The sequence below is a fragment of the Bacillus sp. NMTD17 genome, assembly GCF_002998735.1.
Lineage (GTDB): Bacteria > Bacillota > Bacilli > Bacillales > Bacillaceae > Bacillus.
Genome location: NZ_PVRH01000001.1, coordinates 599,744 through 616,548 on the forward strand (window position 1 = coordinate 599,744; position 16,805 = coordinate 616,548).

The window sequence follows — 16,805 nt, forward strand, 5'->3', positions numbered from 1 at the left end:
AGTTTAAGGAAGCTTTTTCTTTTTTTGAAGATATGAGCAAATGATTCGCTTATTATCCGCAGATTTAATAGGATATGGTTAAGGAATAAAAGTAAGAGTGGAATTGATGCTCTCTGTCATGAATGGAAGCATCACCCAAGGGCATTCTAATAAGAAATGCTAGCAGCAATTGAAGAGGGAGTGACAGTTGTGTCAGAAGAAAAAATCTACGATACGATCATCATTGGAGCGGGACCTGCCGGAATGACAGCCGCTGTTTATACATCACGGGGAAATCTTTCAACATTGATGATTGAAAGAGGGATTCCAGGCGGTCAAATGGCAAATACGGAAGATGTCGAGAACTATCCTGGCTTTGAAAGCATTTTAGGGCCAGAACTTTCAAATAAAATGTTTGAGCATGCGAAGAAATTCGGTGCTGAGTATGCATATGGCGATATCAAAGAAATCGTAGACGGTGAAGAGTACAAAATCGTCAAAGCCGGTTCAAAAGAATACAAAGGACGCTCTGTCATTATTGCGGCAGGTGCTGAATACAAAAAAATCGGTGCACCAGGTGAAAAAGAACTTGGCGGCCGGGGCGTCTCTTACTGTGCAGTATGTGACGGTGCTTTCTTTAAAAACAAAGAGCTCGTGGTCATTGGCGGCGGAGACTCTGCGGTAGAAGAGGGTGTATACCTCACACGCTTTGCGTCAAAAGTAACGATCGTTCATAGACGCGATAAACTTCGTGCACAAAGCATTTTACAAGCGCGTGCTTTTGATAATGAAAAAATCGACTTCATGTGGAACAAAACCGTTAAACAAATTAATGAAGAAAACGGTAAAGTCGGCAGTGTGACCTTGATTGATACGGTGACTGGTGAAGAAGAAGACTTTAAAACAGACGGCGTCTTTATCTATATCGGGATGCTCCCACTATCTAAACCATTTGAAAATCTCGGCATTACAAATGAAGAAGGATATATCGAGACAAACGAAAGAATGGAAACAAGAGTGGAAGGCATTTTCGCCGCTGGTGACATTCGTGAAAAAACACTACGTCAAATTGTGACAGCAACAGGTGACGGAAGTATTGCCGCACAAAGCGCACAGCATTATGTAGAAGAGCTTGCTGAAAAGCTGAAAGCAGCGAAATAAATGGCTGTCGTAAATCCTTAATATAGCGTCATGGGCTTTTAACTGGAATGTAACACGGGTGAAATAATTATCCGTTATGATAAAACTAGTAATTGACCCCCTTTTATAAGGAATACATGTTTGGCACGGATGAGAATCCGTGTCCTTTTTTTTGCTTAAAATCAGAAATTCATGAGATGTTCACAAATGACGCATGGAGAACCATTAGATGCTGTAAAATAAAGAGTAGAGAAATTGCCCGCCACCTCTTTCAGACGAAATCCGGTCTGTTTTCGGTGAAGAAAGGGCATGTTCATTGTGGGAGTCAGGATGAACCTGTATAATAAGTTAAAGACATAAAAGAGTAGGTGACAGCTGATGCAACGAGTAACCAATTGTGTGCTGCATCACGAAGATCAAGTTCTCTTGCTGCAAAAGCCAAGACGGGGCTGGTGGGTAGCGCCGGGCGGCAAAATGGAAAGCGGAGAATCGGTCAAGGATTCAGTCGTTCGAGAGTATAGAGAAGAAACAGGAATTTATATTTTAAATCCTCAGTTAAAAGGTGTTTTTACCTTTATCATAAAAGAAGGCGATCAAATCGTTCAAGAGTGGATGATGTTCACCTTTATGGCAGATTCATTTACTGGAAAAAACGTGACAGAGTCAGAGGAAGGCATTTTAAAGTGGCATGAAGTAAAAGATGTGCCTCATTTACCGATGGCTCCAGGAGATTCCCATATTCTTGATTTCATGCTAAAGGGAAAAGGACTTCTGCACGGTACTTTTACGTATACACCTGATTTTGAATTGATTGCTTATCGGTTAGATCCTCAAGGAGACTAATACATGAACCGTTTTCATAAAGAAGGAGAGGAAGCAGGCATGAATACGAACAAACAAGAAGATATTCAGCTTGTGATTATTACAGGAATGTCAGGTGCGGGGAAAACTGTTGCCATTCAAAGCTTTGAAGACTTAGGTTACTTCTGTGTAGATAACTTGCCGCCATCACTTTTACCGAAGTTCCTAGAGCTCATGAAGGAATCGAATTCTAAGATGAGCAAGGTCGCCCTTGTGATGGATTTACGCGGACGAGAATTCTTTGACAGCTTAATTGCAGCTTTAGATGAAATGAGTGATCTTGGCTGGATCACACCAAGAATATTATTTCTAGATTCAAACGATAAGGTGCTTGTCTCAAGATACAAAGAAACGAGACGTTCGCATCCCCTTGCGACAACAGGTTTGCCCCTCGAAGGAATCGCAATGGAACGCGACCTGTTAGAAGAGTTAAAAGGCCGGGCTCAAATGATTTTTGATACATCGGATTTAAAACCAAAACAGCTTCGAGAAAAAATTGTCGCGCACTTTGCCACGAACCAAGGGCAGGTGTTTACAGTGAATGTGATGTCCTTCGGTTTTAAATACGGTCTGCCGATTGATGCTGATCTTGTATTTGATGTGAGATTTCTGCCGAATCCTTACTATATTGAGAGCATGCGTCCACAGACTGGAAACGATGAAGAAGTGCGCTCCTATGTAATGAAATGGAGCGAGACACAAAAATTCACAGAGAAATTAATTGACCTTCTCAGCTTTATGCTTCCGTCCTATAAACGAGAAGGAAAAAGTCAGCTTGTGATCGCTATTGGCTGTACAGGCGGACAGCACCGATCAGTGACGCTAGCTAACTACTTATCGGAGTATTTTAAAAATGACTACTACACTCATGTCACTCACCGGGACATTGAAAAGAGAAGCAGAAAATAGATGACGACACTTCCAAAGGTGGTCATTCTTGGTGGGGGCACTGGCTTATCTGTTTTGCTCAGAGGGCTAAAAACAAAGCCAGTGGACATTACCGCTATTGTAACGGTTGCTGATGACGGAGGCAGCTCAGGCAGACTGCGGCATGATTTGAATATTCCGCCTCCAGGCGATATTCGAAATGTCCTTGCAGCTCTCTCTGATGTTGAACCGCTTGTAGAAGACTTATTTCAGCACCGTTTTAACAAAGGGAATGACTTAACAGGCCACTCTCTTGGCAACCTCATTCTTGCGGCCATGACAAATATAACCGGTGATTTTTTTCATGCCGTCACAGAAATGAGCAAGGTCTTAAATGTGAGAGGAAAAGTCTTGCCAGCAGCGAATTCAAGTGTTGTACTTCATGCTGAATTAGAAAACGGGCAAGTGGTGACAGGAGAATCAAAAATCCCAACCTACGGTGAGCGAATTAAACGAGTGTTCCTCACACCCGATACGATTGAACCGCTCCCAGAATCGATTCAAGTCATTCGTGAAGCTGATTTGATCGTGATTGGGCCAGGCAGCTTGTATACGAGTATCCTGCCAAACTTGCTTGTACCGCATATTGGCGAAGAAGTGATTCGCTCGAAGGCGAAAAAAGTGTATATTTGCAATGTCATGACGCAGCCAGGGGAAACGCTTTCCTACAGTGCAGCTGATCATGTGCAGGCATTAAATGATCATATGGTTCGTCCATTTATCGATACCATTTTTGTGAACAATAAAGAAATTCCAGAAGAGATCAAAGCAAGATATGCAGAAGAACAGGCACAGCCTGTACAGTTCGACACAGATGTACTCAAGGCAATGGGACTGGAAGTCATCCCTGGGGAAATCATTACATATGACCAGCATGTGATTCGTCACGACACGCTGAAAGTAGCCTCGCTGCTTGTCGACCTGCTGCATAAGAAAAAATAGGAATGGGGGTGGCAAGGATGTCATTTGCATCCGAAACAAAAAAAGAGCTGACTAATCTGGACGTGAAGGACTGCTGCACAAAAGCAGAGCTTTCTGCCCTCATCCGTATGAACGGTTCATTATCTTTCTCTAATCGAAAATTAATTCTAGATATACAGACAGAGAACGCAGCCATCGCAAGACGGATTTATACGCTGCTGAAAAAGAAATATGATGTCACAGTCGAGCTGCTCGTTCGTAAGAAAATGAGATTGAAAAAGAATAATGTGTATATTGTCAGACTGGTAGAACGAGCGAAAACCATTTTAGAGGATTTGAAAATATTAGGTGAGCAATTTGTATTTGAGCGCAATATTTCAGAAGAGCTTGTAAAGAAAAGATGCTGCAAGCGCTCCTATATGAGAGGTGCTTTTTTAGCAGGCGGTTCTGTGAATAATCCAGAAACGTCTTCCTATCACCTTGAGATTTTTTCACTATATAAAGAACACAATGATGCCCTTTGTGAGCTGATGAATCAATTTCAACTCAACAGTAAAACACTTGAGCGTAAAAAAGGATACATCACGTATATGAAAGAAGCCGAAAAAATTACCGAATTCTTAAGCGTTGTAGGTGCGCATAATTCACTTCTTCGCTTCGAAGACGTTCGGATCGTCCGTGATATGCGAAATTCCGTGAACCGGCTCGTCAATTGTGAAACAGCAAACTTGAATAAAACGATTGGTGCATCACTGCGCCAGGTCGAGAACATTCAATTCATTGATGAAAAAATTGGACTTGATGCCCTGCCGGATAAGCTGCGTGAAATTGCAAAACTGCGAGTCGACTATCAAGAGGTCACGCTAAAGGAACTGGGAGAAATGGTGGAAAGCGGCAAGATCAGCAAATCAGGCATTAACCACCGCTTAAGAAAGCTAGATCAAATTGCAGAACAATTACGAAACGGACAAGCTGTTACACTCAAATAGGAGAATGAAAAAGGGAGGCAGATCATATGGTGGAAAAAACGGTCACCATCCAGTTAAAAACAGGCTTGCAGGCACGTCCCGCTGCTTTGTTCGTACAAGAAGCCAATCGCTTTGGGGCTGAAATTTTTCTAGAGAAGGACGGAAAAAAAGTCAATGCGAAGAGCATTATGGGTCTCATGAGCCTTGCGATCAGTTCTGGGGTCACTGTCACACTGATAGCAGATGGTGCGGATGAACAAGAAGCCATTGATGCGTTAACGGATTTTATCAATCAAGAAAACTGAGTCTCTTCACAGACTCAGTTTTTTTAGAAGGGAATGAATATGATGCAATCAGCATTTTTACAGAAGATCGGATACGAAGGCCAGTCCATCACCTTTGATGACCTGCCTGTATTATTAAAAAAGATGGCCTACACCTTTCCATTTGAAAATAGATCTGTGCTGAACAAACAATCCTATGCCTTGAATCAAGAGGGGTTGAAGCAGCATCTTCTTGAAGGAGAAAGAGGAGGTCTTTGCTACGATCTCAATCCTCTCTTATATTATGTGTTAAAAGAGGCAGGGCTTGCTGTACAGCTCGTTCAAGGGACCGTGTATAACAAAGAAGCGTGCACATGGGCAATTGATGGCACGCACGTAGCCATGACGTTGAACCATCACAACGAACGCTTCCTTATTGATGCGGGATTTGGTGTGAATTTACCTCTTCAGCCTGTACCTTTTACAGAAGAATGGGTGGAAGGAGCGTCTATTCGGTTTCGAGTCAAAGAAGAGGAAACCGAAAAAGGAACGCATCTGCTCCAATTAGATAAGGGGGAAGGCGCTGAAACAGGCTATGCTTTCACATTGGAAGAGGTGAGCGAGCCTACTTTGGTCCAAATGAGACATGAGATTTATGAAAATGAAGCCTCTCCTTTTAACAAAAGACCGCTTGCGTCAAAGCTCACACCAACAGGACGTGTAGTCGTCACCGAGGATCATGTCACCACACATGAACATGAAGAAGTGTCGAAAAAACCGCTGCCACTGCCTTTTGAGGAATACGTGAAAACTCTTTTGCCGTAAGCAGCATCAAAAAAACAGCCCTAGGTCAAATGGGGCTGTTTTTTTGATTGATTATCGAATACGTGTGAAAGTTGCATAATGGTCTGTTGTTTTGTAAATGAGCCAGTCACTTGAATACACGAGGCGGTCAGCATTTCGGAAGCCAGAGACGTAGTTGATATCTGCCTCACGCCATGTTCGGCCGCTTGCTGAAGGAAGACGTCCCTCCCGGTTAGAGAAAACATCTCCACCGATGCTTTTACCTGGGGCAACCTCTGCTAGATTTCCCTTTGATGCCACCCATCCAAGAGCACTTGCTTGTGATTTTGTGATGTAGTTATCAGGCAGTCGTTTGTAGCGAATTAAATAATCTGCTACACCATCAAACGTATTAATGACGGCAAGGGTATGAACATCTGATGTAAGTTGAATAGTAGCTGTTTCATTTGTGGCGGTCTGTGTAAGAGGTGTTTCGGCATAGGCTAGCTGCGGAATAAAACCAGAAAACAGAATAGCAGCGATCAGAGCAAACATAGTAAAAACCGAACTGATTTTTTTCATCTTCATCCTCCTATTAAGGAAATCGGATGCTGTCCTCTTGATGCTTGTCTACCTCATATTATAGCACCCGAACATGAAGGAAATGTAAAGAAACAGGTTCTTTGCTAAAATGAGGCTTTTTTCCTGATAACCTTCTGATGAAATAAATAAAAAGACGCAGCTCCGAATCCTGCGTCTTTTCCGATTAAGATGAAGCAAGCTCCTTCACAATATCAACAGGGGCTTTGCCATCAATTCCATGAATCACATTATGAATGGCTCGTTTCAGCATAAGATCCCGTGTTGTTTCAGTAGCAGAACCGATGTGAGGAGCAAGGGTGACATTGTTCATTTCTTTGAAAGGATGATTCTCCTGAAGCGGTTCCTGCTCAAACACATCAAGACCTGCGCCTTTGATCCATCCCTCCTGAAGCGCTTGAATGAGGCTTTTTTCATCCACTGTTTTCCCGCGTGAGATGTTTACAAATAAAGCCGTTTGCTTCATTAACTTCAATTCCCGTTCTCCAATCATATGATACGTTTCATTGGTCAGCGGTGTAATCAACACAATGATATCGGCTTGCTTTAGCAGGTCATCAAGTGTGCAATATAAAGCGCCATATGCTGATTCAGCCTTTTCATTCCGGCTGCGGTTATGATACAGGACGTTCATATCAAAACCATGTGCGGCTCGTTTGGCTACTTGCTCTCCGATTCGTCCCATGCCAATAATGCCAAGCGTTTGATGATGGACATCGATGCCAAAGATATCTTCTTCCTGTACAAATTTCGTCCATTTCCCCTCGCGGATAAAACGATCAAGCTCGGCAATTCTTCGCGCAGAGGAAAGAATGAGTGAAAATGCAAGGTCAGCAACAGTATGATCGAGTGTATGAGGCGTGTGTGTACCAATTACGCCTCTTTGCCTCATCAATTCTATATCGAAATTGTCATAGCCAACAGAGTTATTGCTCACTACTTTGAGTTTTGGTGCGTGATCTAATAGCTCTTGATCGATTTTCGTTCCAGACGTTAAAAGACCATCAGCATGCTGCAGTTTTTGAAATAAAGTATCTTTTGGAATGGGGTCTTTGGATTGCCACACCTCGTATGTACAATGTTCCTTTAGTATTTCCTCAAATGAAGCAGGTAATGGTTTGGCGACAAAAATGTGTGGTTTCACTGTCAACTCGCTCCTTTCACATGATCATCTTACTCCTTTTATTATAAAGCAACCATTTCGGCTGAACACGTTTGAAGGTTATCTGCTCAATATTTAATATACTAAAATAACGGAAAAGAGAGACATTTTCTTAGTGAAAAAGTATATTCATATGCCATCTGATCCATTTTTTACATCGATAAGAGTCAGCTAATGGGTGATGTGACATATGAAAAAGCCTGATTTTCTGAGAGATTATCTGACAAACTGGAAAATAGATCGAGATTTTTTGATAGAAAAATGATTATATTTGAAACGTATTAAACGGGAAGGTCGTTTTCTACTAAACCATTTCATCGTCTTTTGGCGATCTGAGAACGATAGATTGAAAGGAAGACCGCGTCTCCCTTACGTTGAAGCGGAAAATAGAGAAAATGATGACTTTTTTTCTCATCGTTTTCTCATTTTTTTCTTTTTTTTCTATCATTTTTCTTCTCTATGCTTGAGAACACACGAAAGAAAAGGGGGACAGGCAGGGACTTACGTGACTTATAAAAAGATGGGAGATGGCAAGATGGGATCAAAATTAGAACAGATTCTTCAGCACAATTCAGAGTTCGTACAAGAGAGACATTATGAGCCTTACAAAGCGGGGAAATTTCCCGAAAAGAAACTGGTCATATTAACTTGTATGGATACACGTCTTTTGGAATTATTGCCGCAATCCATGGGGCTGCGCAACGGTGATGCCAAGATCATTAAAAATGCGGGCGCCATTGTAACTCATCCGTTCGGCAGTGTGATGAGGAGTATTCTACTAGCCATCTATGAGCTAAAGGCAGAAGAGGTATGCATTGTAGGACATCATGAATGCGGAATGGCAGGTCTTGCGGCAGATCCTTTACTTGAAAAGGCGAAAGCACGCGGCATTGAAGAGAAATGTTTGAGCATTGTGAAAAACTCAGGAGTTGATTTAAAGGGGTGGCTGACAGGCTTTGATTCGGTTGAAGAGAGCGTGTCCCGAAGTGTGAAATTGGTCAAAGAGCATCCATTGATGCCAAGTGATGTGGCTGTTCATGGACTAGTCATTCATCCAGCAACGGGAAAGCTGGATGTTGTTGTGAAAGATAAACAGATTGACGCGCAGTATACCTAAATCATCTACACATACTTGAAGGAGGCCAACACATACCATGCGTTTTTATGGAAGATTTGAAGGATATGATTCATCAAAGTTTAGACGCGATTTAATCGCTGGGCTTGTCGTGGGCGTTGTGGCAATTCCTTTAGGCATGGCTTTTGCCATTGCATCTGGTGTCGGACCAGAATATGGATTATACACAGTCATCGTTGCCGGCATTTTGATTTCATTGTTTGGTGGTTCAAAGTATCAGATCGGCGGGCCGACTGGGGCGTTTGTTCCGATTTTATTTGGTATCGTCAGCCAGTATGGTATCGAAAACTTACTCATAGCCGGTTTTATGGCAGGCTGTATGCTTGTATTATTCGGAATATTCAAACTAGGGAAGCTCATGAAATTTATTCCTCGTCCGGTTATCATCGGCTTTACTGCTGGCATTGCTGTCATTATTTTTTCAGGGCAGATTGCCAACTTCCTCGGATTAAAGGGTGTTGAAAAGCATGAAAGCTTTTTCCTCAATATGAGAGAAATTGTGGTCCATCTCGGTACCGCAAACAGTCTTGCCATCATCACAGCCGCTATTGGGCTCATCGTGATTGTGGCGGCTCAAAAATACATTCCCAAAATACCTGGTGCTCTATTAGGTCTATTGGCTTCAACGTTTCTAGCTGTTCTCTTTTTCCAAGGACAAGTTGAAACGATTGGCTCGGCATATGGGGAAATTCCTCGTCAGCTGCCAAGCTTCGCTTTTCCTGAATTAACGATTGAAAAAATGATATACCTCCTGCCTCCAGCGATTGTCATTGCACTTTTAGGCGGAGTGGAGTCAATCTTGTCAGCTATGGTTGCTGATAATATGAAAGGCTCAAAGCATGACAGCAATAAGGAGCTTGTCGGACAAGGGATCGCCAATATGGCGGCACCGCTATTCGGAGGAATTCCGGCGACTGGTGCGATTGCCCGTACGGCAACAAACATCAAAAATGGTGGAGCAAGCCCGATTTCTGGTGTTGTGCATGGCGTCGTCGTGCTGCTCATCTTAATGCTGTTTGCGCCATATGCGTCGATGATTCCACTTGCTGCGATGGCACCGATTTTAATGTTTGTTGCTTGGAATATGAGTGAGAAAAAAGAGTTTATCAATATTGTAAAAGTGAAAAATGCGGATTCACTTGTACTTGTTGTGACCTTCCTGCTGACGGTCATCGGTGATTTGATTATTGGCGTCACCGCAGGTCTCATTTTAGCATTTATCGCTTTTATCAAAAAAATGAGCCAGACGACCAGCATTCATACTAATGTTGCGGTTCCCCAAATGGAAACGGCAGCTGCTTTAGAAAAACAGACAGACCAGCGAGGTATCAGTATGTACTCCATTGAAGGGCCGCTGTTTTTCGGAACAACAGATTCATTGGAAAATTCGATTTTGGACCATGTTCAGACAAAGCCGAAAACGCTCATTCTGCTCATGAATAAAGTCAATTATATGGACACATCAGCAGAAGCGGTTCTGATGAATATCTCCAATCGTTTAAAGCATCATAATGGAAAGCTGATGATTGTCGGACTTCAATCGCAGCCGAAAGAGCTTTTGCGTCGAACGGGTCTTTTTCATCATATTGGAAAGCAGCATTTCTTTGAACGAACAGATGATATCTCGCCACAGCAGTTATAAGGTGGAAAAAAAGCACGTGACAATGTGGTCACGTGCTTTTCACTTGCTCTATTTCTTCTGAAAAACGCTTTGTGAGTTTCTGTTGATGAGAGGAGAAGACCTCTTCTACTGTGACATCATAGAGATTGGCTAAAATAAGTAGATTCGCTAACACATCACCCATTTCTTCAACGAGTTCTTTCTTCAACTCGGATGATTTTTGTCTTTGCTCATCAGGCCGGTCACGTCCGATCTCTATTGCTCTAACAGCACGAGCGAGTTCTCCCGTTTCTTCCATGAGGAAGCCTAACCGGATAAACGGCCCGTATTTTGTCCAATTTCTCATTTCATAAAAATCCTTGATCCACTTCTCCATCTCCGTTGTTTGCATTTTCTTTATACATCTCCTTATATGGTGTTTACCTTTTGATTTTACACTATATATAGATGGATCGGCTGTTTTTTTACAATTAATTATAGTAGAATGAGTGGGAGAAGAAATCATAGAGAGAGATGGAGCTGTTCTGATGAAAACGATTTGTGTGTTTGCTGGTTCGAATCCAGGCGTGAAGGACGTCTACAAACAAAAGGCTGTAGAGCTGGGGACTTATATGGCAGAGCAAGACATCCGTCTTGTATACGGCGGTTCACGAATTGGATTAATGGGTGCCATTGCAGATGAGGTTTTAAGACAAGGCGGGCAAGTGATTGGGGTCATGCCTAAGGGGCTTTTTAGAGGAGAAGTTGTGCATCAAGAGCTGACAGAATTAATCGAGGTAACAGGAATGCATGAACGAAAAGCGAAAATGAGCGAGCTGGCTGATGGATTTATTGCGATGCCAGGCGGCTTTGGTACATATGAAGAATTATTTGAGGTGCTATGCTGGGCACAAATCGGCATCCACCAAAAGCCAATCGGCTTGTATCAAGTGAATGAGTATTTCAATCCGCTCATTGACATGGTGAAGTTTAGTGTACAGGAAGGTTTTTCGAATGAATCACACCTTCAATTGTTACATGCTTCCAGCGAACCGGAGGAATTAATCACGCAGATGGCTTCTTATCAAACACCATCTCTTCAGCAGAAATGGACAGAGTTGTCTTAAAGCGTTTTTGAATCACAAAAAACCGTCTGTTCAATGAGCAGACGGTTTGTTTTGTCATATTATTTTTGTTCTTCTGAATTACGGGTCAAGACTTTGTCAATGAGTCCGTATTCAAGTGCTTCTTCCGCTGTTTTGAAGTTGTCACGATCTGTATCGCGCTCAATCACTTCAATTGGCTGACCAGTACGTTCAGCAAGTACTTGGTTCAGTTTATCGCGTAAAGAAAGGATTCGTTTTGCCGCAATTTCAATTTCTGTTGCTTGACCTTGGGCACCACCTAGTGGTTGGTGAATCATGACTTCACTGTTTGGAAGGGCATAACGCTTACCTTTTTCACCAGCAGCAAGCAGGAACGCACCCATAGATGCAGCCATACCAATACAAATGGTTGATACCTTTGGTTTAATAAATTGCATCGTATCGTAAATGGCCATACCAGCTGTGATCGAACCGCCAGGGCTGTTAATGTAGATAGAAATATCTTTTTCTGGATCTTCAGCTTCTAAGAAAAGCAGCTGTGACACGATGGAGTTGGCAACATTGTCATCGATCGCAGAACCAAGCATGATAATACGGTCTTTTAAAAGACGAGAATAAATGTCGTAAGCTCTTTCCCCACGATTTGTTTGCTCAATGACTGTAGGTATTAAATTCATAATGTTCCTCCTTCACCTTTTAGGTAAGTATGTAATTCAATGATACATTTTTGGTCAATAAAGGTCAAACAAAACGCTGACCTAAATTCAAATACCCCTATCCATTTTCCCCAAACTCATTCCACTTCAAACCATCATTTTAGTCTATGTATCCAAAAGAAGAAAATACATGTTCAGGACTGATGATTAATCATTGCTTTCTTGCAGCATTTCCCTTATAATTTGATATGCTGACGTTCAAAAACATATCGTGCGCTCGTAGCTCAGTTGGATAGAGCGGTGGTTTCCGGTACCACGTCTGCCGGGGGTTCGAATCCCTCCGAGCGCGTACTTGATCTTGTTCACGATCGATAAAGGCCCAATGAAACCCTCTCCTTTGAGAGGGTTTTCAGATTGTTGACAAAGGGCTAAAATGATCTTTATTTTAGCCCTTTGTCTTCTTTTCAGCGTGATAGAAAACCTTTGAAGTCTAGGAAGGACGAGCACCGAAGCGGAGCGAATTTAACATTCGTGAGCATCGGCGCACAGGACTGACACCGAATGCGAGGGTTTGTCTACACGCTGAAACCCTCTCCTTTGAGAGGGTTTTTTCGTTTACACATATATATTATTCACTTTTAAAATTTTTCATTTATGACTAGCCATTTATGCTATAATTAATAATCATTCTCAATTAAAGGTGGTTTCACAAGTGAAAAAAATGATTTGGCTGGTCAGTCTGCTGGCATTATTATTAGTGGCATGCGGGCAGAAAGAGAATAAAGAGCAAGCAGCAAGTACACGTACATATACAACTGAAACGGGTGAAAAGATCACCATTCCCGCCAAGCCGAAGCGTGTTGTTGTGTTAACAGCGCAGCTTGGAAACTTTAAAAAGTTAGGTGTGACACCTGTTGGCATGACAGATGTTTACCCAGAATCGTCGTTTTTAGATGAATCAGGTGTGAAGCGGGTACCGATCGAAAATGTAGAGGCGATTGCCAAGCTAAAGCCTGATTTGATCATTGCATATTCCCAAAACGAACAGATTGAAAAGTATAAAAAGATTGCCAAAACGATCACGTTTACGACAAGTGAACACAGCTTCAAAGAGATGCATATTGAAATCGGAAAGATTCTTGGAAAAGAAGCGTTAGCGAAAAAACAAATACAAGAAATGGACGAGCAGCTGAAGAAAGACGGCAAAGAGGTCAAAGCAAAAATTGGTGATGACAAGACGTTCTCCATTATGGACGTGCAGCCAAAGCAAGTATACTTATTTGGTACAGACTTTGGCCGCGGCGGGGAAGTCATCTATCAAGGCTATGGGTTCAGCTTGCCTGAAAAGGCAGAAAAAGCTCTTCCGAAAGAAGGCTATCTTGGTATTTCATTAGAAGAGATGAACCAGTATACAGGTGACTATTTACTTGTACCCACAAAGGATGGAAAAGCACCGAATCTTGATATCACAAACAGCGGTGTATGGAAGAAAAATCAAGCAGTGAAACAAGGACATGTCCTGTACTATTCAATTAATGAATTTATCTATGCGGATCCAATCTCAATTGAAAAACAGTCTGCTGCGTTTAAACAAATGCTGCTCAAAAAATAATAGAAAAAAGACAAAGCACATAACATGGGGCTTTGTCTTTTTTCTTCTTGTCATCTCTTAAAATACTGGTCATAAGACTCATTTCTTCCCTTTACAGGCGTATTTGTTGAGCCTGCTGGCTGTATATGATTAACATGGAAGAGAATTGACAATGAGGAGGGATTTCTTGTGGCGAAGATTTTATTGATTACATTTCCAGCTGAAGGGCATGTGAACCCTATGTTAGGGATCATCAAAGCATGGGCGGATCGAGGAGATGAAGTACATGCGGTCACAACTGTACATTATGAGCAGCGAATCAAACGCTTAGGAGCTCACGTACATAAACATCCAGACTATATTCGTACATTACATGTGGATGAAGGAAATCTCGATTCCATGCAGCCGTTCTTTCATGCCATGCTGCAAACATCATTTGATATTTTAGAGGTGGTGGAAACACTTTCTCAGCAGCATTCATTTGATTTTGTCTATTTTGATATGTTTGGGGCAGGAGAGCTTGTTCGAGATTACTTACAAATTCCAGGGATCGGCTCAAACCCATCTTTTGTGCTGCAAGAGGCGCATTTTGATACACCGCTATACAGAAAGGATGAGAAAGCCGATCATCTGTTAGAAAACATACAAGAGCGTTTTGGCGTTCTGCCAACGCGTTTGATGCAATTCATGAAAAACCGCGGAGAGCTCAATATCGTGTATACAAGTGAATATTTTCAGCCGTCTGTCGATGCAGTGAACGACTCGTTTGTTTTCATTGGACCGAGCTTTCTAAAAAGGGCAGATCAGCATGATTTCCCGCTGGAAGCACTTGAGCAAGAAAAAGTCGTCTTTATTTCGATGGGCACCGTACTTGGGGATACAGAAGCATTTTTTAATATGTGTATTGATGCCTTTGCCGACTTTGACGGAAAAGTGGTGCTCGCAACAGGTGAAAAAGTGGATCGGTCTCTCTTGAAAGAGGCGCCTTCTCATTTTCTGATAGAACCTTATGTACCGCAGCTTGAAGTGCTTGAGCTGACAGATGTGTTTGTGACCCATGGCGGAATGAACAGTGTCAATGAAGGCATTCATTATCACGTTCCGATGGTCGTCATTCCGGTCGACAAAGATCAGCCGATGGTCGCACAAAGACTGACAGAGCTATCTGCTGCCCGTGCACTTGATAAAGATCAGCTGACAGCAAAGCAGCTAAGAGAAACGGTGGAATCTGTTCTGGGAAGTGACACGTACCGTGCTGGGATTGAAAAAATTGAAGAAAGCTTCCAAACAGCAGGTGGAACAGAAAAAGCATTGCGGGTGATCGATCAATTGTTGCAAACGAAACAGACTCAATCGTGAGTCTGTTTTTTTGATAAAAAAAGAGATTGTATTCCCCATTTCTGTATGATATTATTCAATTCGTAATCATTTCGATTAATAATCGTAATGATTACGATAATATAAATTTGGGGGAAGTACATATGAGTGATCAGCCTGTTTACATAAAGAAAAAGCAATCCTATGTAACATACACCTTGATGCTGTTTTCAGTCATGGCATGTTTTTTATTGGCATCATGCTCTGATAATAAAGCATCTTCCAGCATGAATGACAGAGAAGAAGATGAACTGGTGTATGCAAGTACAAAAGATATAAGGGACATCAATCCCCATTTATATGGTGGAGAGATGGCCGCTCAAAATATGGTGTTTGAATCGCTTGTCGTCAATACAGAGAAAGGCGTTCAGCCTGCCTTAGCGAAGAGCTGGGATATTTCAAAAGATGGAAGGACCTACACCTTTCACCTTCGAAAAGGCGTGACTTTTTCAGATGGCGAGCCTTTTAATGCAAAGGCAGTGAAAATGAACATGGACGCTGTCGTTAAAAATATTGAAAAGAACGCTTGGCTTAATCTCGTATCCGAAATCAAATCCACAAAGGCGGTGGATGACGATACATTTGTTCTTACGTTAAAAGAGCCTTATTACCCTACGTTAGAAGAACTGGGCTTAACACGCCCCTTCCGTTTTATTTCTCCAAAAAGCTTCATTGATGGAACGACAGCAAAAGGAGTTCAAAGCTATGCAGGCACAGGTCCTTATGTGCTAAAGGAACATAAAAAAAATCAATATGCCGTTTTTAAAGCGAATGACCACTACTGGGGGAAAAAGCCAAACATTTCAACAGTAAAGTGGAAAGTCATGCCGGATCACCAAACGATTTTACTTGCCCTGCAAAAAGGAGAGATTGATCTCTTATTTGGAGCAGATGGCGACATGATCGACGGAGACTCATTCCAGGCTTTAAAGGAAGCAGGTCAATACGGTGTGACCGTGAGTCCTCCTGTTGGTTCAAGATCGATCGTCATCAATTCAAACCAGCCAATGACAAAAGATCCGAAAGTCAGAGAAGCGTTTCAATATGCCATTCAAAAAGAGATGATCACAAAAGGCATTTTAAATGGAACGGAACAGGTGGCACATACGCTGCTTGCCCCGTCCGTTCCTTACGCAGATATCCCGCTGAAAAAGAAAACCTATCAAAAAGAGAAAGCAGAGGCATTACTGGATGAGGCAGGCTGGAAGCTGAAAGAAGACGGCTACCGCTATCAAAATGGCAAAAGGCTGAGTGTCGCCATTTACTATAATTCCGATAATGCAGGTGAAAGAACGATAAGTGAATCCATTCAACAAGATTTCAAGCAAGTGGGGATCAAGCTGGATATTAGAGGAGAAGAAAAACAGGCGTTTTTAGATCGCCAAAAAACAGGGAAATTCGATCTGATGTACTCGCTATCGTGGGGACTTCCTTATGATCCACAAACCTATGTTTCTTCGTTCCGCGTAGCATCGCATGCTGATTATCAAGCCCAGTTAGGATTGAAGAAGAAAAAGTGGCTGGACGAGACGATTACGAAAGTATTGGTAGAACCAGATGAGCAAAAGCGGAAACAAATGTATCGAGACATCTTGACGTATATCCATAATGAAAATGTCTACATCCCAATTTCTTATTCTGTGACAAAGGCTGTTTATAATAAGCGCCTGAAAGGCATAGGTTTTCATGTGTCACAGTATGAAATTCCCTTTGACCGTATGTATTTTTCTTCATAA

16 protein-coding genes, 1 tRNA gene and 1 pseudogene are annotated in these 16,805 nt (G+C 42.1%); 14 read left to right on the forward strand and 4 right to left on the reverse strand.

The features are described 5' to 3' along the window. The first annotated feature begins 189 nt into the window (after nucleotides 1–189). From trxB to C6347_RS03000, 7 genes are all read left to right on the forward strand, one after another. Nucleotides 190–1,140 (forward strand): thioredoxin-disulfide reductase, encoded by a 951-nt coding sequence (trxB, locus tag C6347_RS02970; protein WP_034660715.1) that lies wholly within the window; start codon nucleotides 190–192, stop codon nucleotides 1,138–1,140. A 357-nt stretch (nucleotides 1,141–1,497) separates the two neighbouring features. Then, complete coding sequence (locus C6347_RS02975) at nucleotides 1,498–1,962, forward strand: 8-oxo-dGTP diphosphatase (protein ID WP_003213484.1); 465 nt, start codon at nucleotides 1,498–1,500, stop codon at nucleotides 1,960–1,962. A gap of 39 nt (nucleotides 1,963–2,001) precedes the next feature. Further along, nucleotides 2,002–2,889: an RNase adapter RapZ gene (gene rapZ / locus C6347_RS02980; RefSeq protein ID WP_034660713.1), complete on the forward strand. Its 888-nt coding sequence runs from the start codon at nucleotides 2,002–2,004 to the stop codon at nucleotides 2,887–2,889. Next, on the forward strand, nucleotides 2,890–3,849 hold the full coding sequence (locus C6347_RS02985) for a gluconeogenesis factor YvcK family protein (protein ID WP_106071375.1): 960 nt from the start codon (nucleotides 2,890–2,892) through the stop codon (nucleotides 3,847–3,849). A 17-nt stretch (nucleotides 3,850–3,866) separates the two neighbouring features. Then, nucleotides 3,867–4,817: a DNA-binding protein WhiA gene (whiA, locus tag C6347_RS02990; RefSeq protein WP_034660076.1), complete on the forward strand. Its 951-nt coding sequence runs from the start codon at nucleotides 3,867–3,869 to the stop codon at nucleotides 4,815–4,817. 26 nt (nucleotides 4,818–4,843) lie between these two features. Next, entirely contained in the window at nucleotides 4,844–5,101 is a 258-nt protein-coding gene (locus C6347_RS02995) for an HPr family phosphocarrier protein (RefSeq protein WP_034660075.1), read from the forward strand. Between the two features lie 39 nt (nucleotides 5,102–5,140). Then, the gene (locus C6347_RS03000; RefSeq protein ID WP_034660073.1) at nucleotides 5,141–5,884 is read left to right on the forward strand and encodes an arylamine N-acetyltransferase family protein; all 744 of its coding nucleotides are present in this window, start codon (nucleotides 5,141–5,143) and stop codon (nucleotides 5,882–5,884) included. Between the two features lie 51 nt (nucleotides 5,885–5,935). Here C6347_RS03000 and C6347_RS03005 read toward each other — a convergent pair. Both C6347_RS03005 and C6347_RS03010 read right to left on the reverse strand, forming a co-directional pair. After that, nucleotides 5,936–6,274 (reverse strand): annotated as a pseudogene (locus C6347_RS03005) (ribonuclease); the annotation flags it as partial. 334 nt (nucleotides 6,275–6,608) lie between these two features. Then, nucleotides 6,609–7,586 (reverse strand): 2-hydroxyacid dehydrogenase, encoded by a 978-nt coding sequence (locus C6347_RS03010; RefSeq protein WP_060597351.1) that lies wholly within the window; start codon nucleotides 7,584–7,586, stop codon nucleotides 6,609–6,611. A gap of 553 nt (nucleotides 7,587–8,139) precedes the next feature. Here C6347_RS03010 and C6347_RS03020 point away from each other — a divergent pair. Then, nucleotides 8,140–8,721: a beta-class carbonic anhydrase gene (locus C6347_RS03020; protein ID WP_060597724.1), complete on the forward strand. Its 582-nt coding sequence runs from the start codon at nucleotides 8,140–8,142 to the stop codon at nucleotides 8,719–8,721. Nucleotides 8,722–8,758: 37 nt separating this feature from the next. After that, complete coding sequence (locus tag C6347_RS03025) at nucleotides 8,759–10,381, forward strand: SulP family inorganic anion transporter (protein ID WP_060597350.1); 1,623 nt, start codon at nucleotides 8,759–8,761, stop codon at nucleotides 10,379–10,381. Nucleotides 10,382–10,409: 28 nt separating this feature from the next. Here C6347_RS03025 and C6347_RS03030 read toward each other — a convergent pair whose 3' ends face one another. Then, nucleotides 10,410–10,751 carry a MazG nucleotide pyrophosphohydrolase domain-containing protein gene (locus C6347_RS03030; RefSeq protein WP_034660068.1) on the reverse strand — a complete coding sequence of 114 codons (342 nt, stop codon included), beginning with the start codon at nucleotides 10,749–10,751 and terminating at the stop codon, nucleotides 10,410–10,412. 136 nt (nucleotides 10,752–10,887) lie between these two features. Here C6347_RS03030 and C6347_RS03035 point away from each other — a divergent pair, with 136 nt between their 5' ends. After that, nucleotides 10,888–11,466, forward strand: coding sequence for an LOG family protein (locus C6347_RS03035; RefSeq protein WP_034660067.1), 579 nt, complete (start codon nucleotides 10,888–10,890; stop codon nucleotides 11,464–11,466). Nucleotides 11,467–11,525: 59 nt separating this feature from the next. On the opposite strand, the gene clpP is transcribed toward C6347_RS03035, so the two are convergent. Further along, the gene (clpP, locus tag C6347_RS03040; protein ID WP_034660066.1) at nucleotides 11,526–12,122 is read right to left on the reverse strand and encodes an ATP-dependent Clp endopeptidase proteolytic subunit ClpP; all 597 of its coding nucleotides are present in this window, start codon (nucleotides 12,120–12,122) and stop codon (nucleotides 11,526–11,528) included. 252 nt (nucleotides 12,123–12,374) lie between these two features. Here clpP and C6347_RS03045 point away from each other — a divergent pair. The 4 genes from C6347_RS03045 (at nucleotide 12,375) to nikA (ending at nucleotide 16,805) form a co-directional block, all read left to right on the forward strand. Continuing rightward, nucleotides 12,375–12,450 (forward strand) — tRNA-Arg (locus tag C6347_RS03045). Nucleotides 12,451–12,822: 372 nt separating this feature from the next. Further along, the gene (locus C6347_RS03050) at nucleotides 12,823–13,713 is read left to right on the forward strand and encodes an ABC transporter substrate-binding protein (RefSeq protein ID WP_060597723.1); all 891 of its coding nucleotides are present in this window, start codon (nucleotides 12,823–12,825) and stop codon (nucleotides 13,711–13,713) included. 168 nt (nucleotides 13,714–13,881) lie between these two features. Next, on the forward strand, nucleotides 13,882–15,051 hold the full coding sequence (locus C6347_RS03055) for a macrolide family glycosyltransferase (protein ID WP_106036496.1): 1,170 nt from the start codon (nucleotides 13,882–13,884) through the stop codon (nucleotides 15,049–15,051). Between the two features lie 122 nt (nucleotides 15,052–15,173). Then, nucleotides 15,174–16,805, forward strand: coding sequence for a nickel ABC transporter substrate-binding protein (gene nikA, locus C6347_RS03060; RefSeq protein ID WP_106036497.1), 1,632 nt, complete (start codon nucleotides 15,174–15,176; stop codon nucleotides 16,803–16,805).